This window comes from Microbacterium sp. NPDC057407, from assembly GCF_042803895.1.
Lineage (GTDB): Bacteria > Actinomycetota > Actinomycetes > Actinomycetales > Microbacteriaceae > Microbacterium.
This window is the reverse complement of sequence record NZ_JBHVCA010000002.1, coordinates 347,212-372,949: the sequence shown is the minus strand read 5'-3', so window position 1 is coordinate 372,949 and position 25,738 is coordinate 347,212. Positions and strand designations below refer to the sequence as shown.

23 protein-coding genes and 1 pseudogene are annotated in these 25,738 nt (G+C 69.2%); 22 read left to right on the top strand and 2 right to left on the bottom strand.

Annotation, left to right across the window (positions count from 1 at the left end):
• Positions 1-94: 94 nt before the first annotated feature.
• The 14 genes from rpsD (at position 95) to ACFUTX_RS06555 (ending at position 14,656) form a co-directional block, all read left to right on the top strand.
• Positions 95-724: a 30S ribosomal protein S4 gene (gene rpsD, locus ACFUTX_RS06620; RefSeq protein WP_378861684.1), complete on the top strand. Its 630-nt coding sequence runs from the start codon at positions 95-97 to the stop codon at positions 722-724.
• Between the two features lie 171 nt (positions 725-895).
• A complete protein-coding gene (locus ACFUTX_RS06615; protein ID WP_378861681.1) occupies positions 896-1,180 on the top strand; it encodes an ATPase in 285 nt (94 codons plus the stop codon).
• Positions 1,181-1,238: 58 nt separating this feature from the next.
• Complete coding sequence (alaS, locus tag ACFUTX_RS06610; RefSeq protein ID WP_378861678.1) at positions 1,239-3,896, top strand: alanine--tRNA ligase; 2,658 nt, start codon at positions 1,239-1,241, stop codon at positions 3,894-3,896.
• Positions 3,893-4,360, top strand: coding sequence for a Holliday junction resolvase RuvX (gene ruvX / locus ACFUTX_RS06605; RefSeq protein ID WP_378861675.1), 468 nt, complete (start codon positions 3,893-3,895; stop codon positions 4,358-4,360). Before alaS ends, ruvX begins: the two co-directional genes overlap by 4 nt.
• A gap of 373 nt (positions 4,361-4,733) precedes the next feature.
• Positions 4,734-6,074 carry an endolytic transglycosylase MltG gene (gene mltG, locus ACFUTX_RS06600; RefSeq protein ID WP_378861672.1) on the top strand — a complete coding sequence of 447 codons (1,341 nt, stop codon included), beginning with the start codon at positions 4,734-4,736 and terminating at the stop codon, positions 6,072-6,074.
• Positions 6,068-6,916: a shikimate dehydrogenase gene (locus ACFUTX_RS06595; RefSeq protein WP_378861669.1), complete on the top strand. Its 849-nt coding sequence runs from the start codon at positions 6,068-6,070 to the stop codon at positions 6,914-6,916. Before mltG ends, ACFUTX_RS06595 begins: the two co-directional genes overlap by 7 nt.
• A gap of 35 nt (positions 6,917-6,951) precedes the next feature.
• The gene (aroC, locus tag ACFUTX_RS06590; RefSeq protein WP_378861666.1) at positions 6,952-8,181 is read left to right on the top strand and encodes a chorismate synthase; all 1,230 of its coding nucleotides are present in this window, start codon (positions 6,952-6,954) and stop codon (positions 8,179-8,181) included.
• Positions 8,165-8,692, top strand: coding sequence for a shikimate kinase (locus tag ACFUTX_RS06585; protein ID WP_378861663.1), 528 nt, complete (start codon positions 8,165-8,167; stop codon positions 8,690-8,692). Before aroC ends, ACFUTX_RS06585 begins: the two co-directional genes overlap by 17 nt.
• Positions 8,689-9,765 (top strand): 3-dehydroquinate synthase, encoded by a 1,077-nt coding sequence (gene aroB, locus ACFUTX_RS06580; RefSeq protein WP_378861660.1) that lies wholly within the window; start codon positions 8,689-8,691, stop codon positions 9,763-9,765. Before ACFUTX_RS06585 ends, aroB begins: the two co-directional genes overlap by 4 nt.
• Before the next feature lie 95 nt (positions 9,766-9,860).
• Entirely contained in the window at positions 9,861-11,447 is a 1,587-nt protein-coding gene (locus ACFUTX_RS06575; protein WP_378861657.1) for an MFS transporter, read from the top strand.
• Positions 11,448-11,485: 38 nt separating this feature from the next.
• Positions 11,486-11,944, top strand: coding sequence for a type II 3-dehydroquinate dehydratase (aroQ, locus tag ACFUTX_RS06570; RefSeq protein WP_378861655.1), 459 nt, complete (start codon positions 11,486-11,488; stop codon positions 11,942-11,944).
• Between the two features lie 96 nt (positions 11,945-12,040).
• Positions 12,041-12,601: an elongation factor P gene (gene efp / locus ACFUTX_RS06565; protein ID WP_378861652.1), complete on the top strand. Its 561-nt coding sequence runs from the start codon at positions 12,041-12,043 to the stop codon at positions 12,599-12,601.
• A 3-nt stretch (positions 12,602-12,604) separates the two neighbouring features.
• Positions 12,605-13,015 (top strand): transcription antitermination factor NusB, encoded by a 411-nt coding sequence (gene nusB, locus ACFUTX_RS06560; RefSeq protein WP_378861649.1) that lies wholly within the window; start codon positions 12,605-12,607, stop codon positions 13,013-13,015.
• A 72-nt stretch (positions 13,016-13,087) separates the two neighbouring features.
• On the top strand, positions 13,088-14,656 hold the full coding sequence (locus ACFUTX_RS06555) for a Rieske 2Fe-2S domain-containing protein (RefSeq protein ID WP_378861646.1): 1,569 nt from the start codon (positions 13,088-13,090) through the stop codon (positions 14,654-14,656).
• 6 nt (positions 14,657-14,662) lie between these two features.
• Here the strand turns inward: ACFUTX_RS06555 and ACFUTX_RS06550 are convergent, their stop codons facing one another.
• Positions 14,663-15,502, bottom strand: coding sequence for an aldo/keto reductase (locus tag ACFUTX_RS06550; protein ID WP_378862866.1), 840 nt, complete (start codon positions 15,500-15,502; stop codon positions 14,663-14,665).
• Positions 15,503-15,539: 37 nt separating this feature from the next.
• On the bottom strand, positions 15,540-15,836 hold the full coding sequence (locus ACFUTX_RS06545; protein ID WP_378861644.1) for a putative quinol monooxygenase: 297 nt from the start codon (positions 15,834-15,836) through the stop codon (positions 15,540-15,542).
• Positions 15,837-16,183: 347 nt separating this feature from the next.
• Between ACFUTX_RS06545 and pyrR the strand changes: the two are divergent.
• The 8 genes and pseudogenes from pyrR to gmk form a co-directional block, all read left to right on the top strand.
• A pseudogene (pyrR, locus tag ACFUTX_RS06540) lies at positions 16,184-16,717 on the top strand (bifunctional pyr operon transcriptional regulator/uracil phosphoribosyltransferase PyrR); the annotation flags it as partial.
• A complete protein-coding gene (locus tag ACFUTX_RS06535) occupies positions 16,714-17,700 on the top strand; it encodes an aspartate carbamoyltransferase catalytic subunit (RefSeq protein ID WP_378861642.1) in 987 nt (328 codons plus the stop codon). The pseudogene pyrR and the gene ACFUTX_RS06535, both read left to right, overlap by 4 nt.
• Complete coding sequence (locus tag ACFUTX_RS06530; RefSeq protein ID WP_378861639.1) at positions 17,697-19,007, top strand: dihydroorotase; 1,311 nt, start codon at positions 17,697-17,699, stop codon at positions 19,005-19,007. Before ACFUTX_RS06535 ends, ACFUTX_RS06530 begins: the two co-directional genes overlap by 4 nt.
• Entirely contained in the window at positions 19,004-19,510 is a 507-nt protein-coding gene (locus ACFUTX_RS06525; protein WP_378861636.1) for a hypothetical protein, read from the top strand. Before ACFUTX_RS06530 ends, ACFUTX_RS06525 begins: the two co-directional genes overlap by 4 nt.
• Positions 19,507-20,664: a glutamine-hydrolyzing carbamoyl-phosphate synthase small subunit gene (carA, locus tag ACFUTX_RS06520; protein ID WP_378861633.1), complete on the top strand. Its 1,158-nt coding sequence runs from the start codon at positions 19,507-19,509 to the stop codon at positions 20,662-20,664. Before ACFUTX_RS06525 ends, carA begins: the two co-directional genes overlap by 4 nt.
• Positions 20,664-23,951 (top strand): carbamoyl-phosphate synthase large subunit, encoded by a 3,288-nt coding sequence (carB, locus tag ACFUTX_RS06515; protein ID WP_378861629.1) that lies wholly within the window; start codon positions 20,664-20,666, stop codon positions 23,949-23,951. The genes carA and carB overlap by 1 nt, the downstream gene beginning before the upstream one ends.
• Positions 23,948-24,805, top strand: coding sequence for an orotidine-5'-phosphate decarboxylase (gene pyrF, locus ACFUTX_RS06510; RefSeq protein ID WP_378861626.1), 858 nt, complete (start codon positions 23,948-23,950; stop codon positions 24,803-24,805). The genes carB and pyrF overlap by 4 nt, the downstream gene beginning before the upstream one ends.
• On the top strand, positions 24,798-25,712 hold the full coding sequence (gene gmk / locus ACFUTX_RS06505; RefSeq protein WP_378861623.1) for a guanylate kinase: 915 nt from the start codon (positions 24,798-24,800) through the stop codon (positions 25,710-25,712). Before pyrF ends, gmk begins: the two co-directional genes overlap by 8 nt.
• The last annotated feature ends 26 nt before the right edge of the window (positions 25,713-25,738 follow it).

The window sequence follows — 25,738 nt, the reverse complement described above, 5'->3', positions numbered from 1 at the left end:
CCGGGTCGCCCCGACGTGCGTCCTGGAAGGCGGGATCCGGGGATACGTCCGCGAGCCGTGATCGTCACGGCCGCGTCATCGAAAGGAACACTTCGTGGCAACGAAGTCCCAGGACCGCCGCAAGGTCCGCCTGTCCCGCGCGCTCGGCGTCGCCCTCACCCCGAAGGCCGCGCGCTACCTCGAGAAGCGCCCCTACGCTCCGGGCGAGCACGGGCGCACCAAGCGCAAGGCCGACAGCGACTACGCCGTCCGCCTGCGCGAGAAGCAGCGTCTGCGCGAGCAGTACGGCATCCGCGAGAAGCAGCTCCGCATCCAGTTCAACGAAGCCCGCCGCACGCAGGGCCTGACGGGTGAGAACCTGGTCGAGCAGCTCGAGATGCGCCTCGACGCACTCGTGCTCCGTGCCGGCTTCGCCCGCACCACGGCGCAGGCGCGCCAGATGGTCGTGCACCGTCACATCCTCGTCGACGGCCAGCTCGTCGACCGCCCGTCCTTCCGCGTGAAGCCGGGTCAGCTGATCCACGTCAAGCCGAAGAGCGAGGGCACCGAGCCCTTCCAGGTCGCGGCCGCCGGCGGTCACGCCGACGTCCTGCCCCCGGTCCCCGCGTACCTCGAGGTCGAGCTCGACAAGCTGCAGGCGCGTCTCGTGCGTCGCCCCAAGCGTGCCGAGGTTCCCGTGGTCTGCGACGTCCAGCTCGTCGTCGAGTACTACGCCGCGCGCTGACGTTCCATCGTCAGCACGCGACGTCGTCGGTTGTCGAGTGCCGCCGTCAGGCGGTGTATCGAGACACGCCGCCCGATCCGCGCGGAGGGCGCCGGGTATCCCGGCGCCCTCCGTCGTTTCCGCCTACGATGGAGGGATGCCGCGTCCGGCGGCCCGCGAGGAAGTGGTGACATGAAGAACGTGCTGTGGTTCCTGGTCGGCATCGCAGGTGGTTTCGTCATCGCTCACCTCGTGAACAAAGACCCGCGCGGGCACGAGATCCTGGCCGAGGTCGATGCCCGGATCAGCGAGTTCACCGACCGGATCGGCGACGCGTATCGCGAGCAGGAAGCTCGCATGGCCGGTCTCGTGGACGATGTCAAGGGCGCCGCCGCCGACGCCGTCGAGACGGCCCGTTCCGCAGCATCCGCCGCCGTCGACTCGGCCGCCGACGCGGCCACCAAGCTCACCGACTGACCAGCGGCCCCTGCGACCCCGGTGATGGGGGAGTGGGCCGCGCACATGCGAGGACCCGATGAAGACCGCCGAGATCGCGCAGCGCTTCCTGACCTACTTCGAGAAGAACGGGCACACCATCGTGCCGTCTGCTTCGCTCGTCACCGACGACCCGGCACTCCTGTTCACCGTGGCGGGCATGGTGCCGTTCATCCCGTATCTGTCGGGCGACGTCCCGGCCCCCTACGCGCGCGCCGCCGACAACCAGAAGTGCATCCGCACGAACGACATCGAGGAGGTCGGCAAGACTCCTCGGCACGGCACGTTCTTCCAGATGCTGGGCAACTGGTCGTTCGGCGACTACTTCAAGGAAGGGGCGATCCGCTACGCGTGGGAGCTCCTCACCACCTCCGAGGCCGACGGCGGTCTGGGCTTCGATCCGAAGGATCTGTGGGTCACCGTCTACGAGGACGACGACGAAGCCCATGATCTGTGGCGACGCCTGACCGACCTTCCCGAGGAGCGGATTCAGCGCCTCGGCAAGGACACCAACTACTGGAGCACGGGTCTGCCCGGTCCGGCGGGGCCGTGCTCCGAGATCTTCTTCGATCGCGGACCCGAGTACGGCATCGACGGCGGGCCCGCCACGGACGACGACCGCTACGTGGAGATCTGGAATCTCGTCTTCATGCAGTACGAGATCACGAATGTCCAGTCGAAGTACGACTTCGACATCGTCGGCGAGCTGCCGGCGAAGAACATCGACACCGGCATGGGACTCGAGCGCATCGCCTTCATCAAGCAGGGCGTCGACAACATGTACGAGACCGACCAGGTGCGCCCGGTCCTGGATCGGGCGGTCGCTCTGTCGGGGCGCACCTACGGCGCCGACCACGAAGACGACGTCCGGTTCCGAGTCGTCGCCGACCATGTGCGGTCATCGCTGATGCTCATGGCGGACGGCGTCACCCCCGCCAACGACGGCCGCGGATACATCCTCCGCCGTCTCATGCGCCGCGCCATCCGCTCGATGCGCCTCCTCGGCGTCGAAGGTCCCACGTTCGCCGAGCTGTTCGCCGCTTCCCGCGATGCCATGAAGGACGCCTATCCCGAGGTCGAGGCCGACTACGCGCGCATCTCGCAGTACGCGTTGGCGGAGGAGGCGACCTTCCTTCGCACGCTGGCCGCCGGCGAATCGATCCTCGACGACTCGCTCGTGCAGACGAAGGCAGCCGGGGGAACCACCATCCCGGGCTCGGAGGCGTTCCTGCTGCACGACACCTACGGCTTCCCGATCGACCTCACCCTCGAGATCGCGGAGGAAGCCGGACTCACGGTGGACCGCGCGGCGTTCGACACGCTCATGCAGGAGCAGCGCGCGCGCGCCAAGGCGGACGCGAAGTCGCGCAAGCGCCAGCTCGCCGACACGAGCGTCTACCGCGACTTCCGTGCCGCGGGCGAGACCGTGTTCACGGGCTACACCGACCTCGAGACGGAGTCCTCCGTTCTCGGGATCCTCGTCGACGGCGTTTCCGTCGACCGCGCCGCGGCGGGGCAGATCGCCGAGGTGATCCTCGCCGAGACCGCTCTCTACGCGGAGTCCGGTGGTCAGGTCGCCGACAAGGGTGTGATCGTCGGGCCGGGCTACGAGCTCGACGTGATCGACGTGCAGAAGCCGGTCGCGGGACTCATCAGCCACACCGTAGAGGTCACGACCGGCGAGGTCGCGGTCGGTCTGCGCGCGACGACGATCGTCGACGCGGCGAATCGGAGAGCCGCACGCCAGGCGCATTCCGCCACGCATCTCGTCCACGCCGCGCTCCGCGACACGCTCGGCAAGAGCGCGACTCAGGCCGGTTCGCTGAACCGCGCCGGATACATGCGCTTCGACTTCACGTGGGGTCAGTCCCTCTCCGACGCGACGAAGAGCGAGATCGAGGAGATCGCCAACAACGCCGTCCGCGACAATCTCGAGGTGACGACGCGCGTGCTCCCGCTCGACGAGGCGCGGTCACTCGGCGCCATGGCGCTGTTCGGGGAGAAGTACGGCGACACCGTGCGCATGGTCGACATCGGCGGCCCCTGGTCGCGCGAGCTGTGCGCCGGAACCCACGTGTCGACGAGTGCTGAGATCGGGCTCATCAACCTCGTCGGCGAGTCCTCGGTGGGCGCATCCAACCGACGTGTCGAAGCGCTCGTCGGGCTGGACGCGTTCCGGTCCCTCGCGGCGGAGCGGGCGATCGTATCGCAGCTGACGTCGACGCTGAAGACGCCGCGTGACCAGCTCCCGGCGCGCATCGCCGAGCTCACGGCCAGCCTGAAGGCAGCCGAGAAGAAGATCGCGTCGTTCGAAGCGAAGGCCCTGGGCGATCGCATCCCCGCTCTCGTCGCCGCGGCGACGCCGGTGGGCGCGCAGCTGGTGGTTGCCGAGTCGGTCGGGACCGCGGCATCCGCCGACGATGTCCGATCGCTCGCACTCCAGGTGCGCGAGCGCCTCGGCAGCCAGGCCGGAGTCGTGGCCCTCGGGGCCGAGATCGGCGGCCGACCCGTGGTCATCGTCGCCACGAACGAGGCCGCGCGGGCTGGGGGAGCGAAGGCGGGCGCGCTCGCGAAGGCTGCGGCCACGGCACTCGGCGGCGGCGGAGGCGGACGCGACGACGTGGCGCAGGGAGGCGGGACGGATGCCTCGGCCCTGCCTTCGGCGCTCGACGCGGTGAAGGACGCGCTGCGAGCGTGAGCGGATTCCGCCGCGGAGTGCGGCTCGGCATCGACGTGGGCCGGGCACGCGTGGGCGTCGCGCGCTGCGACCCGGACGGTCTTCTCGCGACTCCGGTCGAGACCGTCCCGCGGGACGGCGCGACGCTGGCTCGCGTGACAGCCCTCGCCGAAGAGCACTCCGCGATCGAGATCCTCGTCGGCCTCCCGTTGAATCTGCGGGGTGAGGACACCGCTTCGACGACCGACGCACGTGCGTTCGCCGAGGCTCTGGCGGGCGCCTCGACGGCGTCGGTGAGGCTCGTGGACGAGCGCCTGTCCACCGTCTCGGCGCACGCGGCGCTCCGCAATTCCGGCAGATCACAGCGATCTTCTCGTAGCATTGTTGACCAGGTCGCCGCGGTCGTGCTGCTCCAGCAGGCCCTCGACGTCGAGAAGAGCACCGGTCACCCGCCCGGAACACCCGTCCCCCTGGAGCCCGCCTGACATGCCCGAATCTTCGATGGACGATCCGTTCGCGGATCTCTTCGGCAAGCTCCCCGACCCACGAGACCGTCGGCTTCGCTCGCCCGAACACGAGAGCGGCGAGGCTCCGTCTGCTGAGGGCGGCAGGCCGAGCGACGGCGTATCGACTCCGGCCGGGGCGGCCGGTGCGCCCCTGTCCCGACGCGCGGCTCGGGAGGCTGCAGCGCGGGGAACGGACGGCGGGGGAGCGGCCGCTCACGAAGCCGCGTTGCCGACGGTGCCCACCGCCGCGCCGTCCTCCCCGGCGACTTCTGCCGCCCCGGCCTCTGCCGTTCGGGCCTCTTCTCCCTTCGCCACCGAACCGGTCGCAGCCGCGCCGGTCGCCGCAGCACCGGTGAGCGCGGCGCAGCCGGGGTCAGCGCCCACCCTCTCCGAGGACGCCCGCGCGGACGGGCCGGGGGATGACTGGCTCGTCGGCGCCGGCGCCGCACGCGAAGCGCGGTACAGCCGGAGCGGCACGGTGGAGGGCACGTCGACGGCCGCGGCCCCGAGGCCCGACGGCGCGGCTCGCGCGGGCACCCTCGACGCGCTGTTCAGCGGCGAGTCCACGACCGACGAACTCGGCGCGCCTCCTCCCCCCAAGAACAAGCGCCGGCGGCGCATCGGGGGATGGATCGCTCTCGGCGTTGTGCTGCTGATCCTGGGCGGCATCGCCGGAGGCGCCGTCTACGTCTGGACGACGTACGAGGAGCAGATCCGCGAGCTCATGGGGTGGGAGGAGCCGAAGGACTTCGAGGCGGGAATGGCGAACGGCGAGGCCCTCGTCACGGTCGCTCAGGGCGACACCGGCTCCCCGATCTCGCAGACGCTGTACGACGCCGGGGTGACCAAGACGCCGGAGGCGTTCTACGACTACCTCATCGAGACCGGCCAGAACCCTCCGTTCGTCCCCGGCGTCTTCAAGCTGCAGAAGCAGATGACCTCGAAGGCGGCCCTCGAGGCCCTGCTGGATCCCGCCAACAAGATGGAGAACACCGCGCAATTGCGCGAAGGGCTCACCGTCGAGCAATCGTTGCCGCTCCTCGCGGAGGGCACCGGAATTCCGCTCGAAGATCTCCAAGCCGCCGTCGCCGACCCCGCGGCATACGGCGTTCAGGCGGACTCGCTCGAGGGCTGGCTCTTCCCGGCGACCTACACCTTCGACCCGGGTGTCTCGGCGCAGGGGGTCATCCAGACCATGGTCGACCGCACCGTCCAGTCTCTCGACGACGCGGGTGTGCCGACCGACGATCGCCAGCGGATCCTCACGATCGCGTCCATCATCCAGCGCGAGGCCCGCTTCGAGGCCGACATGCGCAAGGTCGCGACCGTGATCCAGAACCGGCTGAATCCCGACAACCAGGAGACGTTCGGCCTTCTTCAGATGGACTCGACGGCCCAATACGGGTACGGCGAGATGCACGACGGAACCGTCAGCTCGTCCGAGGAGGCGCTGAACGATCCCAACCCCTGGAACACCTACGTGAATCCGGGGCTCCCGGTGGGTCCCATCTCCAATCCCGGCGACGACGCGATCAGCGCGGCGATGAATCCCGAAGAAGGCCCGTGGCTGTACTTCGTGACGGTGAACCTCAACACCGGTGAGACGGTCTTCACGACGAACATCGCCGATCACAACCGGGCCGTCGCGCAGTGGCAGGAGTGGTGCTCGCAGAACCCGGACGCCGGGTGCTGAGGACCTCCGCGACGCGATTGGCGGTCTGGGGCGACCCCATCGCGCACAGTCGCTCACCGCTGCTGCACGCGGCGGCGTACCGGGAGCTGGGTCTTGACTGGACGTACGACAGGCGACGCGTCGATGAGGACTCGTTCCCGCGCGCGCTGAGCGGTCTCGACGGGTCATGGCGGGGCCTTTCGCTCACCATGCCCCTGAAGGGGGTCGCGCACGCGGCGGCGGCGACGCGTGATCGCAGAGCCGAGGTGACACGAGCCGTCAACACCCTGCTGCTGGATCCCGAAGGTGGTCCGCAGGGCTTCAACACCGATGTCGGAGGGATCGTCCGCGCCCTCGCCGAGGAGGGCGTCAGCCATCTCCGGAGCGCCCGGATCGTGGGCGCCGGAGCGACCGCGAACTCCGCGCTCGTGGCCCTGACCGAGCTGGGCGCGGAGCGGGTCGAGGTCGTCGCCCGGCGACCCGAGGCGGTGGCCGACCCGCAGCGAATAGGGGAGCTGCTGGGGATCGATGTCAGCGGCCGACCCTTCACGTCCGGGGCGTACGAATCCGTGCCGGTGACGATCGCCACCCTGCCGGGCGACGCGGCGCTGCCCGCCGACACGGCAGCCTCCCTGGCGAACGCCGGCGGACTGCTCCTCGACGTCGTCTACGGTCACTGGCCGACGACCCTGTCCGCGGCGTGGGAGCGGGCGGGCCGTCGCGCGGTGTCCGGGCTCGGGATGCTGCTGCACCAGGCCGTGCTCCAGGTGCGGATCTTCACCTCGGGCGACGTCGAGTCTCCGCTGCGGCGTGAGGCGGCGGTGCTCACGGCGATGCGGGCCGCCCTCGGCGAGCCGGTGTGACGTCACCGCCCGCGCGGTCGTGGGAGACTGGACCAATGCTCCGCGTGCTCACGGCCGGCGAATCGCACGGCCCAGAACTCGTCGCCATCATGGAGGGCCTCCCCGCCGGCGTGCCGATCTCGCGTGCCGCCATCCAGGCCGACCTCGCCCGCCGCAAGCTCGGCTACGGGCGGGGATCGAGGATGAAGTTCGAGGAGGACGAGCTCTCCATCTCCACGGGCGTGCGCCACGGACTCACCCTCGGCAGCCCGATCGCGCTGCGCATCGGAAACACCGAATGGCCCAAGTGGACAGAGGTCATGAGCCCCGAGCCGGTCGAGCTGACCGAGAAGTCGCGGGGGCGCGGCGCCGCGCTCACCCGCCCGCGACCGGGGCACGCCGACCTCGTCGGCATGCAGAAGTACGACTTCGACGAAGCACGTCCCGTCCTCGAGCGGGCGAGCGCGCGGGAGACCGCGGCACGCGTCGCTCTCGGCGCCGTCGCCCGTGCGTTCCTGGCCGAGCTCGGCATCCGACTCGTCAGCCACACGCTCTCGATCGGCCCGGTCCGCGTCCCCGACGACGCGCCGCTCCCCGGTCCCGACGATGTGGAAGCGCTCGACGCCGATCCGCTGCGCTGCTTCGACCGGGAGACGAGCGAACGAATGGTCGCCGAGGTCGACGACGCCCGCAAGGACGGCGACACCCTCGGCGGCATCGTCGAGGTGCTCGCGTACGGCCTGCCTCCGGGCCTCGGTTCTCACGTGCACTGGGACCGTCGACTGGACGGCAAGCTGGCGCAAGCGCTGATGAGCATCCAGGCGATCAAGGGCGTCGAGGTCGGCGACGGATTCCTCACGACCACTCGTCGCGGGTCGGCGGCCCACGATGAGCTGCACGCCGCTGCTGACGGAATCACGCGGTCGAGCGATCGCGCCGGCGGCACCGAAGGCGGCATGTCCACCGGAACCGTGCTGCGTGTGCGCGCGGGCATGAAGCCCATCGCCACCGTTCCTCGGGCGCTGCGCACCGTGGATGTGGCCACCGGCGACACCGCGTCGGCACACCATCAGCGGTCGGACGTGTGCGCCGTCCCGGCCGCGGGGGTCGTCGCGGAGGCCATGGTGGCAGTGGTCCTGGCGGACGTCGTGCTCGAGAAGTTCGGCGGAGACAGCGTGGGCGAGACACGGCGCAATCTGCACGGGTACCTGGCCGCGATCCCGTCCTCGCTGCGCACGGCGTCCGAGAGCGACGCGTCCTTCGCCGCGCATGACCTCGCTCTCTAGCGCGCTCGTCCTCATCGGTCCGATGGGGGCCGGCAAGTCGAGCGTGGGCAAACGCGTTGCACGTGCGCTCGACGTGCCGTTCGTCGACACCGATGCCGCCATCGCGCGCGAACATGGGCCCATCGAGCGCATCTTCGAGGAGCACGGCGAGTCCCACTTCCGCCGGATCGAGCGCGAAGCCGTGGTCGAGGGGCTGCGAGCCGGGGGTGTCGTCTCCCTCGGTGGCGGCGCCGTCCTCGACCCCGGCACGCAGGCTGATCTCGAGGACCACCGCGTCGTGCTGTTGACGGTGGCGCCGAAGGTGGTGGCGACCCGGGTCCGGGGGAGCAGCCGGCCGCTGCTGCAGGGCGAAGACCCGACCGCGCGCTGGCGGGCGATCTACGAGGCGCGGCGTCCCGTCTACGAACGGCTGGCCGACGTGACGTTCGACACATCCAGCGGCCCGATGCAAGACGTCGTCGACCGCATCGTGGCGTGGGCATCGGGAGCAGAACAGGGAGGAACCGCATGAGCGACACCACCATCATCCGCGTGACGGGGGACGCCGACTACCCGATCACCGTCGGACGCGGCATCTTGAGCACGCTCGGCGACGCGCTCCCCCCGGCTTCGCGGAAGGTGCTCGTCATCCACCCGCCGACGCTCGCCGCTCAGGCCGAGGCGCTCCGGCTGCAGCTGGTGGGCGACCGAGAGGTGCTCCTCGCCGAGATCCCCGACGCCGAGCAGGGCAAGCGCATCGAGGTCGCCGCGTTCTGCTGGCAGGTGATGGGCAAGGCCGACTTCACGCGCAGCGACGCCGTCGTCGGATTCGGCGGGGGCGCCGTGACCGATCTGGCCGGCTTCGTCGCGGCGACCTGGCTGCGCGGAGTCGAGATCGTCCAGGTGCCGACGACGGTTCTCGGAATGGTGGACGCCGCCGTCGGCGGAAAGACCGGGGTGAACACCGCCGAAGGGAAGAACCTGGTCGGAGCGTTCTGGACGCCCCGGGCGGTGCTCTGCGACCTGGATCTCCTCGACACGCTCTCGCCGAATGAGCGCGTCGCCGGCTTCGCAGAGGTCGTGAAGGCCGGCTTCATCTGGGCCCCGGAGATCCTGGACCTCATCGAAGCCGACCCGGCGGCGGCGGTCGACCCCCGCAGCGACGCCTTCCGACGCTCCATGGAACTCGCCATCGACATGAAGGCGCGCGTCGTCGGGGATGACCTCCGCGAGGGCGGTCTCCGAGAGATCCTGAACTACGGTCACACGCTGGGACACGCGATCGAGCACGCCGAGCGCTACCGCTGGCGCCACGGCGCCGCGATCTCGGTGGGCATGGTGTTCGCCGCAGAGCTCTCCCGTCTGGCCGGCAGGCTTCCGGATGCCGCAGCCCAGCGCCATCGCGACATCCTGACCCTGCTGAGTCTGCCGACGACCTATCGCGCGGGCGCATGGCCGCAGCTGCTGGCGACCATGCAGCGGGACAAGAAGAGCCGGGGCGGCATGCTGCGGTTCATCGTGCTGGACGACATCGCCAAGCCGACGGTCCTGCAGGCTCCCGACGAGTCGCTTCTCTTCGCCGCCTATCAGGAGGTCGCGGGCTAGGCAGCCGCAAAATCACCCCAGGAGAGGGACGGCGGTTCGGGCATGATGAGGGCACCGGCCGCCTCGCGGGGCGGTGATCGAAGGAGGCCCTCGCGATGACCGTCCCATCGACGACTCCGACGCGTCAGGGAGCCGTGCTGGGCACGCTCATCATCGTGGCCGCGGTGGCCAACCTGCCGCTCGCGGTCGCGAACGTGGCGCTTCCCGACATCGGCAAGGCGTTCGACGCCTCGCAGACGCAGCTCAATCTGGTCGCGATCGGCTATTCGCTGGGGCTGGCGGCCTCCGTCCTGTGGCTCGGAGCGGTCGGCGACAGATACGGCCGGCGGCGGATGCTTCTCATCGGCGTCCTGCTCTCGCTGCCGGCGGGTCTCGTGGCGGCGTTCGCGCCCTCGATCGAGGTGCTCATCGCGGCGCGGGTGATCGGTGGTGTCGCCGCGGGCATGGCGTATCCCACCACCCTCGCGCTCATCACCGCTCTCTGGTCGGGGGCTGCGCGCACGCGGTCGATCGCGCTGTGGTCGGCCACGGGCGGGGCGATCTCCGCGCTCGGGCCGCTCATCTCCGGGCTTCTCCTGGAGAACTTCTGGTGGGGCTCGGTCTTCCTCGTGACGATCCCGCTGATCGTCGTCGCTGTGCCGATGACCCTGAGATTCATCCCGGCGCACGCGAACGAGGCGACCGAGCCGGTCGACAACCTCGGCGGGCTCCTCTCGGTGGTGCTCGTCGGCGCGATGATCGTGGCGATCAACTTCGCCACCGTCCCGGACGCGACGGTGCTCGTGCTGAGTCTCGCGGGGGTGACCGTCATCACCCTCTTCCTCTTCCTGTGGCGACAGCGACGGGCAGCCAACCCGCTGTACGACCTGGCTGTGGCGAAGCGACCGATCTTCTGGGTGGCAGCGGTCGCGGGCATCATCGTCTTCGGCTCGCTGATGGGCGCGATGTTCATCGGGCAGCAGTTCCTTCAGAACGTCCTCGGATACTCCACGATCGAGTCCGGCGCGGCGATCCTCCCCGCGGCTGCGTTCATGGTGCTGCTCGCGCCGCGGTCGGCGAAGCTCGTCGAGGCGCGCGGTGCTCGATTCACGATGCTTCTCGGTTACGTTCCAGTTCTGCTCGGATTCGTGACGATGCTTCTTCTCTGGCGCGAGGGCGCCGGCTACTGGGCTGTGGCACTGGGCTACGCGCTCGTCGGCGCGGGGGTCGGTATCGCGGGCACCCCCGCCTCGCGATCCCTCACCGGGGCTGTCCCCGTGCGCCGAGCCGGCATGGCGTCGGGAACCGCCGACCTCCAGCGGGATCTGGGCGGCGCCATCATGCAATCAATCCTCGGCGCCCTGCTCACAGCGGGATACGCGGCCTCGATGATCGCGCAGATCGGGGCCTCCCAGAATGCGTCCGAGGTGACGTCCAGCGTCCAGAATCAGCTCACCAAATCCTTCGCGAGCGCCGAGACGATCGCGCAGCAGTATCCGCAGTACGCCGACGCGATCACCCAGGCCGCGAAGGAATCCTTCCTCCAGGGGCAGGATTGGGCCTACATCGCGGGCATCGTCGCCGTGCTCGTCGGCGCCGTCCTCGTGTTCTGGAAGTTCCCGAAGGCGGCCCGCGAACGCGAACTCCTCGCCGAATATCACGCGGAAGACACGGCGCAGACGGGCACGGACGCCCGTTCGTGAGGAGGCATCCGGCTCCCGCGCGCTGGTAGCGTGACGGCGTGACCACGCCTCGACGCCTGCTCCTCGTCAACGGCCCGAACCTCAACCTGCTCGGGACGCGCGAGCCCGACATCTACGGCTCTGCCACGCTCGCCGACGTCGAAGAGCTGACCGCACGCACCGCGGCCGCGCGCGGTTTCGAGGTGCGGACCGTGCAGAGCAACCACGAGGGCGTCCTGCTCGACGCCATCCACGACGCGCGCGAGGACTGCAGCGGCATCGTCATCAACCCGGGCGGTCTCACCCACACGTCCGTCGTGCTGCGCGATGCCCTGTCGGCGGTCGCGCTTCCGGTCGCCGAAGTGCACATCTCGGATGTCGCGAGCCGCGAGCCGTTCCGGCACCACAGCTACATCGCCGATGTCGCGATCGTCCATGTGGTCGGTGAAGGCGTGGCCGGGTACGCGACGGCCACCGAGCGTCTCATCGCCGTGATCACGGGCCAGACCGACAACTGACGACGGCGCGGCCGGAAGCCGCGGATGCGCATCCCGTAGAATGCACTGTCGGGCCGAGATCGGCCACTTCTCCTCACGAACGGACCTCCCACACCCATGGCATCGACCGCAGACATCAAGAACGGCGTCGTCCTCAACATCGACGGGCAGCTCTGGAGCGTCGTGGAATTCCAGCACGTGAAGCCGGGCAAGGGCGGCGCCTTCGTGCGAACCAAGCTCAAGAACGTCCTTTCGGGCAAGGTCGTCGACAAGACGTTCAACGCCGGCGCGAAGGTCGAGCTCGAGAACGTCGATCGTCGTGACTTCACCTACCTTTACAACGACGGCGAGGGCTTCGTCTTCATGGACGTCGCGGACTACGACCAGATCACCGTGAGCGCGGCCACCGTGGGCGACGCGGCGAACTTCCTGCTCGAGAACCAGCAGGTGCAGATCGCCCTGAACAACGGCAACCCCCTCTACGTGGAGCTTCCGGCGTCGGTCGTGCTCGAGATCACGTACACCGAGCCCGGCCTCCAGGGCGACCGCTCCTCGGCCGGCACGAAGCCTGCCACCGTCGAGACCGGCTACGAGATCCAGGTTCCCCTCTTCCTCGAGACCGGCACGAAGGTCAAGGTCGACACCCGCACGGGCGACTACCTCGGCCGCGTCAGCTGACCGTTGAGCGCACGGAGCAAGGCGCGCAAACGCGCCCTCGACATCCTCTTCCAGGCAGACGTCCGCGGCGACGACGTCGCGGTCGTCCTGGCGGCCGAAGCCAAGCGGGCCGCGAACGAACCCGCACGCGAGGCCTCGTGGCTGTACGCGCGCGAGATCGTGGACGGTGTGATCGACAACCGCGAGGCGATCGACGAGCAGATCACGACCTTCGCCAAGGACTGGTCGCTCGGGCGCATGCCGGCCGTGGACCGCGCCGTCCTCCGGATCGGGGTGTGGGAGATCCTCTACAACGACGAGGTGCCCGCCGCGGTGGCGATCGACGAGGCCGTGGAGCTCGCGAAGGAGTTCTCGACCGACGACTCGGGCTCGTTCGTGCACGGGGTGCTGGCGCGCATCGCGCGATCCTCCTGAATCGCGCGGCGGCCGGCGCGCACCCCGGGCGCCGACCACCGCTCTCGTAGACTTGCCGAGGAAGGAGCGAGCATGCGCATCACGGGCTTGGGCCACGCCGGAATGTTCATCGAGACGGCGGGGGGCAGCATCCTGTGCGATCCCGTCATCGGACCGACGTTCTTCGGCTCGTGGTTCCCGTTCCCCGACAACCGGGCGCTCGACTGGGAGAAGTACGGCAAGGCCGACTTTCTCTACATCTCGCACCGGCACCGCGACCACTTCGATCCTGCCTTGATGAACAGGCACGTGCCGAAGGACATCAAGGTCCTCCTTCCCGAGTACCCGACCGACGAGCTCGAGCAGGATCTGCGCAAGCTCGGATACGACAACATCGTCTACACGCAGGCGGGCGTACCGCTCGAGTTCGGACCGCTGAAGCTCATGGTCACGCCCCTGCGCGCCCCGAGTGACGGCCCGATCGGCGACTCGTCGTTGAGCGTCGACGACGGCACCGCCAGCATCCTGAATCAGAACGACTCGCACCCGCTCGACCTCGAGAAGCTCATGGCGTTCTCGAAGCCCGAGGCCTACTTCACGCAGGTGTCGGGGGCGATCTGGTGGCCGATGGTCTACGACCTGCCTCAGGATTCGAAGCAGAACTTCGCCAAGCTCAAGCGCGACGCACAGAACAAGCGGGCGATGTACTACATCGAGAAGGTCGACGCCGAGCACGTGTTCCCGATGGCCGGGCCGCCGATGTTCCTCCGCGAAGAGCTGTTCAAGTACAACGGGCGGGGCCTCGACGGCGACGCCATCTTCACCGATCAGCGCGAGTTCCTGGCCCACATGCGAGAGCTGCGTCCCGCGCAGAAGGGCTACGAATTCCTGCCGGGGACGGTGGTCGAGCTCGACGGCGGCCGGCTCACGGTCACGCAGACCCTGTACTCGGATGCCGAGATCGACCGCATCTTCGACGACAAGTGGTCCTACCTCGCCGAGCAGCGCGACTCCCGTCAGGACGAGATCCGTGCCGAGGAAGCCTCTCGCGCTCCGGTGCTGCCGCCTGAGGAGATGCTGGCGGCGATCAAGGAGTGGTGGGAGCCGCTGTTGCGGCGCGCCCGGACCGTCCGCAACGGAGTCGGTGGGATGGTCCGCTTCCGCATCGGCGAGCTCGACATGGTCGTGGACTTCCCGAAGGCGAAGGTGCGCGAGTACGCGGGGGAGGAATGCATCTACTGGTACACGATCCCCGCGGACCTGGTCTCGACGAACATCGCCGACCATGAGATCGACTGGTCGAACTCGATCTTCCTCTCGATGCAGTTCGAGGTCGGGCGCAGCGGCAAGTTCAACGAGTTCCTCACCACGTTCTTGAAGTGCCTCTCGCGCGACCGGATCGAGTATGTAGAGAACTGGTACGCCGAGCAGACCGACCAGACGGAGGACGCACAGCTCGGCGACTGGATGGTGCAGCGACGCTGCCCGCACCTTCGCGCCGACCTGACGAAGACCGGAAAGATCGAAGACGGCGTGCTCACCTGCTCGCTCCACGACTGGAAGTGGGATCTCGCGAGCGGTCGATGCCTGACCAGCCAGGGTCACCCCATTCGTGCGGCGCGCGTCGACGCGAAACAGGAGCCCGCCCAGCCCGCCGCATGACCGGGCCTACAGCATCGGGAGCCGACGGGGCCGCGGCCCGAGCGGGAAAGCTTCGTCGATCCGCCTGAGCTCCGCCCGGGTCAGCTCCAGAGTGCCTGCATCCGCATTCTCACCGGCATGCTCCGGACGAGAGGCCTTGGGAATCGCGAACACGGCGGGATGCCGCACCAGGAAACGCAGCGCGACCTGACGCGCGGTCGCGCCGTGGTTCGCCGCGATCTCCTCGAGAACGCGACCGCCCCGAGTCCCGGGCCCCGGGAAGTCGCCATGGCCGAAAGGACTGTAGGCCACGACGGCGACATCATGCTCCCCGCACCACGGCAGCACGGCGTGCTCGATCGCGCGTTCGCCGAGGTTGTAGAGACCTGGTTGCACGCGATCCGCCCTTCGCCCGCGACGTCCAGGGCATCCTGGAGGTCCGCAACATCGAAGTTGCTCACCCCCCCACGACAGGATCTTGCCCTGTTCACGAAGCTCCTCGAATCCGGCGAAAGTCTCTTCCAGCGGGTGCGAGCCGGGCCAGTGCAAGAGATAGCTGTCCAGCCGGTCGGTCCGCAACCTCGACAGCGAGCGCTCGCACGCCGCGATCGTGCCGCCACGCGAGGCGTTGCCGGGCACGACCTTGGAGACGAGGAAGACCTCGTCTCTCCGTCCTGCGATCGCTTCACCGACCACGATCTCGGCGTCGCCGTACATCTCTGCGGTGTCGACGTGCGTCATTCCGAGATCGAGGCCATGGCGCAGCGCCGCGACCGCGGTGGGCCGGTGCGCGTCGTCGATGTACCAGGTCCCCTGGCCGATGATGGGGACGTCACGCGGGAGGGGCCCGAACGCGCGCCGCTCCATGGTCTTCTGCACCTCACACCCCCGCAGGGCACCCGCCCTAGACGGGTGCCTTCTCCGCCACGACGTCGAGTTGCTCGATCGTGGGCGTCCCGAAGAGCACACCCGTGTTCTCACCGAGCGCTTTCGCGACCTCACCCGACAGATGCGCCTGACGGCTCTCCTCGTCGGGAAAAGCGTCGAAGATCCCGAACGACGTCGGGCCGAACTGGAATCCGAACCACCTGACAGTTCGCGGTTCTCCCTCGACGATCGACTGCCCCTGCGTGAGGAAGTCGCGGACGTCTTCCTCTTTCCCCGGCAACGCCTCGATGCGCACCAGAAGTGCTTTGCTCACTTGCGTTGTCATCGTGAATCTCCCTTGTTCGGTCGGTGTCGTCGGCTTCCGGGAGACCTCGTCTCGTCCGGGTAGCCGACGACCTGATGGTGCGCGCCGGCCGGGCGCTTCCTCCTAACGTCTTGACGGGCAACGGCAAGCGGAGTAACGCGCGCGGGAACGCCGGCCGGCGGCGGCGTGGGAGCCGGCTCTGGTCGACGACGCCCGCCGAGCACCTGCGGTGAACATCGCTTCCCGGGCCGTTTCGGACCGTGACGATCGGGCGGCCCGCCACGTGATGATCCGATAGACTCGCCCACAACCACAGCAACCTTTAACACCGTCCTGAGAGGCGGAGAAGGGAGCGGCGGATGAGCACGCGAACCGTGCTGCACGAGGCCGACATCGCCCGGGCACTGACTCGGATCTCCCACGAGATCCTCGAGTCCAATAGGGGCCCGCAGAATCTGGTCATCCTCGGCATCCCCACTCGAGGCGTCACGCTCGCGAACCGCGTCGCTGCGCTGGTGTCCGAGTTCGGCGCCGCAGCGGTGCCGGTCGGGGCACTGGACGTCACCATGTACCGAGACGACCTGCACCGAAACCCGACCCGGGCCCCGCACCCGACGCAGATCCCGGCGGGCGGGGTAGACGGCAAGACCGTCGTGCTCGTCGACGATGTCCTCTTCTCCGGCCGCAGCATCCGTGCCGCCCTCGACGCTCTCCAAGACATCGGCCGTCCCGCGGCCGTGCGGCTTGCGACCCTGGTGGACCGCGGACATCGAGAGCTCCCCATCCGCCCCGACTTCGTGGGCAAGAACCTGCCGAGCTCTCGCGACGAGCGCGTCAACGTGCGGCTCCTCGAGGTCGACGGAGCCGAGGAGGTGACCATCGAGTCATGAGGCATTTGCTCGACACCAAGACCCTCACTCGCGAAGAAGCGCTCCGCGTCCTCGACGTCGCCGAAGACATGGCCGACACCCAGCGACGCGAGGTGAAGAAGCTGCCGACGCTCAGAGGCAAGACGGTGGTCAACCTCTTCTTCGAGGACTCGACGCGCACCCGGATCTCGTTCGAGGCCGCGGCGAAACGTCTCAGCGCCGACGTCATCAACTTCTCCGCCAAAGGCTCCAGCGTCTCGAAGGGGGAGTCCCTGCAGGACACCGCCCAGACGCTGCAGGCGATGGGCGCCGACGCCGTCGTCATCCGGCATGGCGCGTCGGGTGCCCCGCGCACGCTCGCCACGAGCGGGTGGATCACCGCCGGCGTGGTCAACGCCGGCGACGGGACCCACGAGCATCCGACGCAGGCGCTGCTCGACGCGTTCACCATGCGCAAGCGCCGGTTCGGTGACGACAGCCGCGGCAGGGACCTCGCCGGCGTCACAGTCACGATCGTCGGCGACATCCTGCACTCCCGCGTCGCCCGATCGAACGTGTGGCTGCTGCACCGGCTGGGAGCCGAGGTCACCCTGGTCTCGCCGCCGACGCTGATCCCGCAGGATGTCTCCGCCTGGCCGGCTCGCGTGCTCTACGACCTCGACGAGGCGATCTCGGCCGGGCCTGACGCGCTCATGATGCTGCGGATTCAGCTGGAACGGATGAGCGCTTCGTATTTCCCCACTGAACGGGAGTATTCCCGCCGGTGGGGTCTCGACGCCCGGCGTCTGGCGGCGCTGCGCCCCGATAGCATTGTCATGCACCCCGGTCCGATGAACCGGGGCCTCGAAATCTCCGCAGAAGCCGCGGACTCGTCTCGCTCGACAGTGCTCGAGCAGGTGGCGAACGGCGTCTCGGTGCGCATGGCCGCGCTCTACCTGCTCCTGGCGGGCGCGGAGCACAGCGACCAGTCCCCGGCGGGCACAGCGAAGGAGAGCACACGATGAGCGAGACCCTGCTCTTCCGCGGAGCCCACCTGGAGGGATCCGGCGCCGCCGACATCCTCGTCCACGACGGCCTGCTCGTCGAGATCGGGCCCGGACTGAGCCGCGCGGGCGCGACCGTCGTCGACGCGGACGGGCTCGTCGCGCTGCCGGGCCTGGTCGACCTGCACACGCATCTGCGCGAGCCGGGGTACGAGGCATCCGAAACGATCCTCACCGGCTCGCGCGCCGCGGCAGCCGGCGGGTACACCGCCGTTTTCGCGATGCCGAACACATCGCCCGTCGCCGACACCGCCGGAGTCGTCGAGCAAGAGTTGACGCTCGGTGAGGCCGCGGGATTCGTCACGGTCCAGCCCATCGGGGCGGTCACGGTCGGCCAGAAGGGCGAGCGTCTCGCCGAACTCGGCGCGATGGCCGACTCTCGGGCTCGCGTGCGCGTCTTCAGCGACGACGGGTTCTGCGTGTGGGATCCGCTCATCATGCGTCGAGCCCTGGAGTACGTGAAGGCTTTCGACGGGGTCATCGCCCAGCACGCGCAAGACCCCCGGCTGACCGAGGGCGCGCAGATGAACGAGGGCGCGGTGTCGGCCGAGCTGGGCCTCGCCGGCTGGCCGGCGGTCGCCGAAGAGTCGATCATCGCCCGCGACGTCCTCCTCGCCGAGCACGTCGGGTCCCGGCTGCACGTCTGCCACCTGTCCACGGCGGGGTCGGTCGACATCATCCGCTGGGCGAAGAAGCGCGGCGTCGATGTGACCGCCGAGGTCACGCCGCATCATTTGCTCCTCACCGACGAGCTCGTCCGGGACTACGACGCGCGGTTCAAGGTGAATCCGCCGTTGCGTCGCCACGAGGACGTGATGGCGGTGCGCGAGGGGCTTGCCGACGGCACGATCGACATCGTCGCCACCGACCACGCGCCGCACCCGGCCGAAGCCAAAGCGTGCGAGTGGCAGGCCGCCGCGAACGGCATGGTCGGCCTGGAGAGCGCCCTTCGCGTCGTGCAGCAGTCGATGGTGGACACCGGGCTCATCACCTGGCCCGACGTGGCCAGGATCATGTCGCGCGAGCCGGCGCGGATCGGCAGGCTGGCCGGACACGGCACTCCGTTGACCGCGGGGCAGCCCGCCTCGCTCACCTTCTACGACCCGCGGCCCTCGCGGACGTTCGGCACCGACGACCTGCAGGGGCGAAGCGTGAACTCGCCGTACCTGGGACGCGAGCTGCCCGGAGAGATCCGCTGGACTGTGCACGGCGGCGTCGCCACCGTCGCCGACGGCGTTCTCCTGGACCGCCCAGGAGTCCGCGCATGAGCCGCGAAGGCGCACTGCTGATCACCATCGCCCTCGCCCTGGCACTCATCGCGCTGGGCGTATGGGCGTGGCGCCGCCGCGTCCGCCGCGACAACGCCATCTCTGCTCCGTTCGGCGAGACTCCGAGCGACGTTCGAACCATCGCCGCATTCCCCGTCCTGTACGTCGCGACCACCAAGCACGGCGAGCCGCTCGAAAGACTCGCCGTGAAGGGCCTCGGCTTCCGCTCACGAGCCGACGTCACCGTCACCGACGCCGGGCTGGCAGTCGACCTGACCGGGCAGCCGCGGATCTTCCTCCCGCTCGATCGCATCACCGAGGTGGCGCAGGCCACGGTCGCGATCGACCGGGTCGTCGAACGCGACGGCCTCGTGCGCATCACATGGCGCAGCGGCCCCGATGTGGCCGTCGACTCCTATTTCCGCCCGCAGGATGCTTCGGCCCGCGCCCTCACCGACGCCGTCCGGGGCATCCTCCCCACCCAGACGGGAACTGACGCATGACCTCCCTCTTCCAGAACGACCCGGCGGTCCTCGTCCTCGAGGACGGCACCCGCCACGTCGGACGGGCGTACGGCGCCCACGGCACGACCCTCGGCGAGGTGGTGTTCGCTACCGGCATGACGGGGTACCAGGAGACGCTCACCGACCCGTCGTACGCCGGACAGATCGTGCTCCAGACGGCACCGCACATCGGCAACACCGGCATGAACGGCGAGGACCCGGAGTCTCGACGCATCTGGGTGTCGGGCTACATCGTGCGCGATCCCTCCCGCGTCGTCTCGAACTGGCGCGCCGACGAATCGCTCGACGACGCGCTCGTGAACGACGGCGTCGTGGGGATCAGCGGCATCGACACACGTGCCGTGACCCGCCACATCCGCTCGGCCGGCAGCATGCGCGGGGGCATCTTCTCCGGCGACGCGGCGGCGATCGACGCCGACGAGCAGCTGCGCCTGGTTCGGGAGGCGCCCGAGATGGCGGGTCAGAACCTGTCTGCGCAGGTGTCGGTGACGGCCGCCGAAGTGACCCGGGCGACGGGGGAGAGGATCGGCAACCTCGCGGTGCTCGACCTCGGCGTGAAGCAGGCGACGGTCGACAATCTCGCGGCCCGGGGGTTCGACGTGCACGTGCTGCCGCAGGACGTCACGATCGACGAGATCCGCAAGATCGATCCCGTCGCCGTCTTCTACTCCAACGGCCCCGGCGACCCGGCCGCCTCGGACGGGCACGTCGACCTGCTCCGCGGCGTGCTCGACGACGGCCTCCCCTTCTTCGGGATCTGCTTCGGCAACCAGCTGCTCGGTCGCGCCCTCGGGCTCGGCACCTACAAGCTGCCGTTCGGGCATCGCGGCATCAACCAGCCGGTCCTCGACAAGGAGACCGGACGGGTGGAGATCACCGCGCACAACCACGGATTCGCGGTGGACGCGCCGGTGGAGGGGGCGTTCGACAGCCCCAACGGGTACGGGCGGATCGAGGTCAGCCACGTGGGCCTCAACGACAAGGTCGTCGAGGGCCTCCGCGCGCTCGACATCCCCGCGTTCTCGGTGCAGTACCACCCCGAAGCCGCCGCCGGCCCCCACGACGCCAACTACCTGTTCGACCGCTTCCGCGACCTCGTGGTCGCGAACCTCGAGAAGAAGGCCTCCCAGTAATGCCCAAGCGCGACGACATCCGCTCGGTCCTCGTCATCGGCTCCGGTCCGATCGTCATCGGACAGGCGTGCGAGTTCGACTACTCCGGAACGCAGGCGTGCCGAGTGCTCCGCGAGGAGGGCGTCCGCGTCATCCTCGTGAACTCGAACCCGGCGACGATCATGACCGACCCCGACTTCGCCGATGCGACCTACATCGAGCCGATCACGCCCGAGGTCATCGAGACGATCATCGCGAAGGAGAAGCCCGACGCGATCCTGCCCACCCTCGGCGGGCAGACGGCGCTCAACGCCGCGATGGCGCTGCACGACCGTGGCATCCTCGAGAAGTACGACGTCGAGCTCATCGGCGCGAAGGTCGACGCCATCCGCAAGGGCGAGGACCGGCAGATCTTCAAGGAGCTCGTCATCGAAGCGGGGGCGGATGTCGCGGCATCCGTCATCTGCCACTCGATGGACGATCTGCTCGCCGGCGCCGAGAAGCTCGGCTACCCGCTCGTCGTGCGTCCCTCCTTCACGATGGGGGGACTCGGATCGGGGTTCGCGTACGACGAGGCCGATCTGCGCCGCATCGGCGGCGCGGGGCTGCATGACTCTCCGACCAGCGAGGTCCTCCTCGAGGAATCGATCCTCGGGTGGAAGGAGTACGAGCTCGAGCTCATGCGCGACACGGCCGACAACACCGTTGTGGTCTGCTCCATCGAGAACGTCGACCCCGTCGGCGTCCACACCGGCGACTCGATCACCGTCGCGCCGGCGCTGACGCTCACCGATCGCGAGTATCAGAGACTTCGCGACATCGGCATCGACATCATCCGGGCAGTCGGCGTCGACACCGGCGGCTGCAACATCCAGTTCGCCGTCGATCCGCAGACCGGTCGCATCATCGTCATCGAGATGAACCCGCGTGTGTCGCGCTCGTCGGCTCTGGCCTCCAAGGCCACCGGATTCCCGATCGCGAAGATCGCCGCCAAGCTGGCCATCGGCTACCGCCTCGACGAGATCCCGAACGACATCACCAAGGTCACGCCCGCCAGCTTCGAGCCGACGCTCGACTACATCGTCGTCAAGGTGCCCAGGTTCAACTTCGAGAAGTTCCCGGCCGCCGACACGACGCTCACCACCACCATGAAGTCGGTGGGCGAGGCCATGGCCATCGGGCGCAACTACGCCACCGCACTGCAGAAGGCTCTCCGGTCGCTCGAGAAGCGCGGCTCGAGCTTCCACTGGGGAGACGAGAACCGCTCCGTCGCGGAGCTGCTCGACGTCGCTCAGACCCCGACCGACGGTCGCATCGTGGTGCTACAGCAGGCTCTGCGCAAGGGCGCGACCGTGGAGCAGGCGTTCGAAGCGACCAAGATCGACCCGTGGTTCCTCGATCAGATCGTCCTGATCAACGAGGTGGCGGAGTTCCTGCGCGCCGCGGGAGAACTGGATGCCGCGACCCTGCGCGTGGCGAAGGAGCACGGCTTCAGCGACGCACAGATCGCCCAGCTCCGCGGTGTCGGCGAGGCGGAGGTCCGCGCCATCCGTCACTCGTTCGATCTGCGGCCGGTCTACAAGACCGTCGACACGTGCGCGGGGGAGTTCCCCGCTCTGACTCCGTATCACTATTCGAGCTACGACTTCGAGACCGAGGTGACGCCGTCGGACCGCTCGAAGGTCGTCATCATCGGCTCGGGCCCGAACCGCATCGGCCAGGGTGTCGAGTTCGACTACTCCTGCGTGCACGCCTCGTTCGCCCTCGCGGCGGCCGGTTACGAGACGGTGATGGTGAACTGCAACCCAGAGACGGTCTCGACCGACTACGACACCTCGGACCGCCTGTACTTCGAGCCCCTCACGCTCGAGGACGTGCTCGAGGTGCTGCACGCCGAGTCGCGCTCGGGGGAGATCCTCGGCGTGATCTGCCAGCTCGGCGGACAGACGCCGCTGGGGCTCGCCAAGGGCATCGAAGAGGCCGGCTACACCATCCTCGGCACCAAGCCCGCCGCCATCGACCTCGCCGAGGAGCGGGAGCTGTTCTCGCGACTGCTGGACGCGGCGGGACTCGTGGCGCCGCGCAACGGCACGGCGATCGACGTCGACGGTGCGGTCGCGGTGGCGGAAGAGATCGGCTATCCGGTGCTCGTGCGGCCGAGCTTCGTGCTCGGCGGGCGCGGCATGGAGATCGTGTACTCGACCGAGGCCCTCCGCGACTACTTCGTGCGCATCGCCGACCAGGCGATCATCGGCCCGGGCCTGCCGCTTCTGGTGGACCGCTTCCTCGACGACGCGATCGAGATCGACGTCGACGCCCTGTTCGACGGCGATGAGCTCTACATCGGCGGGGTCATGGAGCATCTCGAAGAGGCGGGCATCCATTCCGGCGACTCGAGCTGCACGCTGCCTCCGGTCAGCCTCGGCCGCACCGACATCGATCGCGTGCGCGAGGCGACGCGATCGATCGCCCAGGGTGTCGGGGTCCGCGGGCTGCTGAACGTGCAGTTCGCCATCTCCGCCGGCGTGCTGTACGTCATCGAGGCCAACCCTCGCGCCAGCCGCACGGTGCCGTTCGTCTCGAAGGCGCTGGGGATCCCCCTCGCGAAGGCGGCGAGCCGGATCATGGCGGGCGCCACGATCGCCGAGCTGAAGTCCGAGGGACTGCTGCCGGAGAACGACGGATCGCGGGTGCCGCTGGATGCCCCGGTCGCCGTGAAGGAAGCGGTGCTTCCGTTCAAGCGGTTCCGCACCGCCGACGGTCAGACCGTCGACTCGGTGCTCGGTCCCGAGATGCGATCGACGGGCGAGGTCATGGGCATCGATCGCGACTTCCCGACCGCCTTCGCGAAGTCGCAGGAGGCGGCCTACGGCGGGATGCCGCTCGAGGGCACCGTCTTCATCTCGGTCGCCGACAGCGACAAGCGCGCCGTGATCCTGCCCGCGCATCGCCTGCAGGAGCTCGGGTTCGATCTCGTGGCCACCGAGGGCACCGCCGAGATCCTCTCGCGCAACGGAATCGAGGTGCGCGTGGTGGGGAAGTACTCCGAGACGCAGCAGACCGGCGAGACGAACATCGTCGACCTCATCAATGCCGGCGAGATCGACATCGTCGTGAACACCCCCTCGGGGGGAAGCGCCCGTGCCGACGGCTACGAGATCCGCGCGGCGGCCGTGGCGGCCGACAAGGCGCTGTTCACCACGATGGCCGTCCTCGGCGCAGCCGTGAGCGCACTGCCCGTCCTCCGCGAGGGCTTCGCCGTGAAGAGCCTCCAGGAGTACGCGGGTGAGCGGGTGGCGCGCGCGTGACGTCGTTCGGAGCACGGGTCGAGAAGGCCCTGACCACGTTCGGCCCGCTGTGCGTCGGGATCGATCCGCACGAATCGCTCCTGAGGGAGTGGGGAGTGGATGCCTCACCCGACGGCGCCCGGTTCTTCGGGCTGAGGGTGGTCGAGGCAGCGGCGGGCACGGTCGGCATCGTCAAGCCGCAGGTCGCCTTCTTCGAGCGCTACGGCTCCGCCGGTTTCGTGGCACTCGAGGCCGTGCTGGACGCGGCGAGGCAGGCCGGGCTGATCGTCATCGCCGACGCCAAGCGGGGTGACATCGGCTCGACCATGGACGGCTACGCCGCCGCGTGGCTCGAGCCGGGCTCACCGCTCGAGTCTGATGCCGTGACCGTGAGCCCGTACCTGGGCACCGGATCGCTGCGTGCGACGCTCACCACGGCGATCCGCAACGACAAGGGCGCCTTCGTTCTCGCGGCGACGAGCAACCCGGAGGCGTTCGCGCTGCAGAGCGCACAGGTGGTCGACGTCGAAGCACCCGACGGCCATACGGTCGCCGAGCGCATCGCCCGCGACGTCGGCGTCTGGAATGCCTCGCCCGCCTTCGACGGCAGCCTGGGACCGATCGGTCTGGTGGTCGGCGCCACAGTCGACCGGGCCGCCTTCGGACTCACCGACGCCGCGCTGCGGGGAGCGCCCATCCTTGCGCCCGGGTTCGGCGCGCAGGGCGCCGAACCCGGCGAGCTCGCCCGTCTGTTCGGGCCGGCGGCGCCCCAGGTGATCGCTTCGGAGAGCCGAAGCATCCTGTCGGCGGGGCCCGGCGGCATCGCCGAGCGGATCCGGGAGCGCGCTGCGATGTACGGTGGCGACCGTGGCTGAATCGCGAACACCGCCCGAGGTCGACCGGGTCGCGGCATCCCGTCGGGCCGTCGCCGCGCGCCGCGAGCGGGCGGGTCTGAAGAAGGACGTCGCGATGCGGGTCATCACGCCGCAGGAGCTGCTGCGGCGTGCTCTGGAGCGCCCGGATTCGGCCGCGGGAGCGATGCGCGTGACGGAGTTCCTCACGGCGATCCCCGCCATCGGCGAGGGCAAGCGCGATCGCATCCTCGGCGAGCTGGGAATCTCGCCCGTGAAGCGCCTCGGCGGCCTGGGCGTGCGCCAGCGCACCCTGCTGGCGCGGTTCCTCGACGAACGCTGGCCCGAGACCCAGCCGCGTCCCCAACGGAGCCGGCTCGTGGTGCTCGCGGGGCCGACAGCCGTCGGGAAGGGCACGGTGGCCGCGCACATCAAGGAGCATCACCCCGAGATCCACCTCTCCGTGTCGGCGACCACCCGCGCACCCCGGCCGGGCGAGGTGGACGGCGAGCACTACTACTTCGTCGATGACGCCGAGTTCGATCGGCTGATCGCGTCAGGGGAGCTGCTCGAGTACGCGACCGTCCACAACGCCCACCGATACGGCACCCCTCGCGCGCCCATCGAGCGAGTGCTCGCCGAGGGGCGCACGGCACTGCTCGAGATCGACCTGCAAGGCGCGCGGCAGGTGCGCGCGGCGGATCCCTCCGCGACACTTGTGTTCCTTCTCCCGCCGAGCTGGGACGAGCTCGTGCATCGCCTGGTCGGGCGCGGCACCGAGGACGACGAGGAGCGCGCGCGTCGCCTGCGCACGGCGAAGACCGAGCTGGCTTCCCAGGGCGAGTTCGATTACCGGGTCGTGAACGACGACGTCGCCCGAGCCGCGGAGGAAGTCGCGGGCCTTGCGCGTTCCGTCCCGCCGCTGACGTAGAATGATGGGATGCCTCGGCTTCGCCC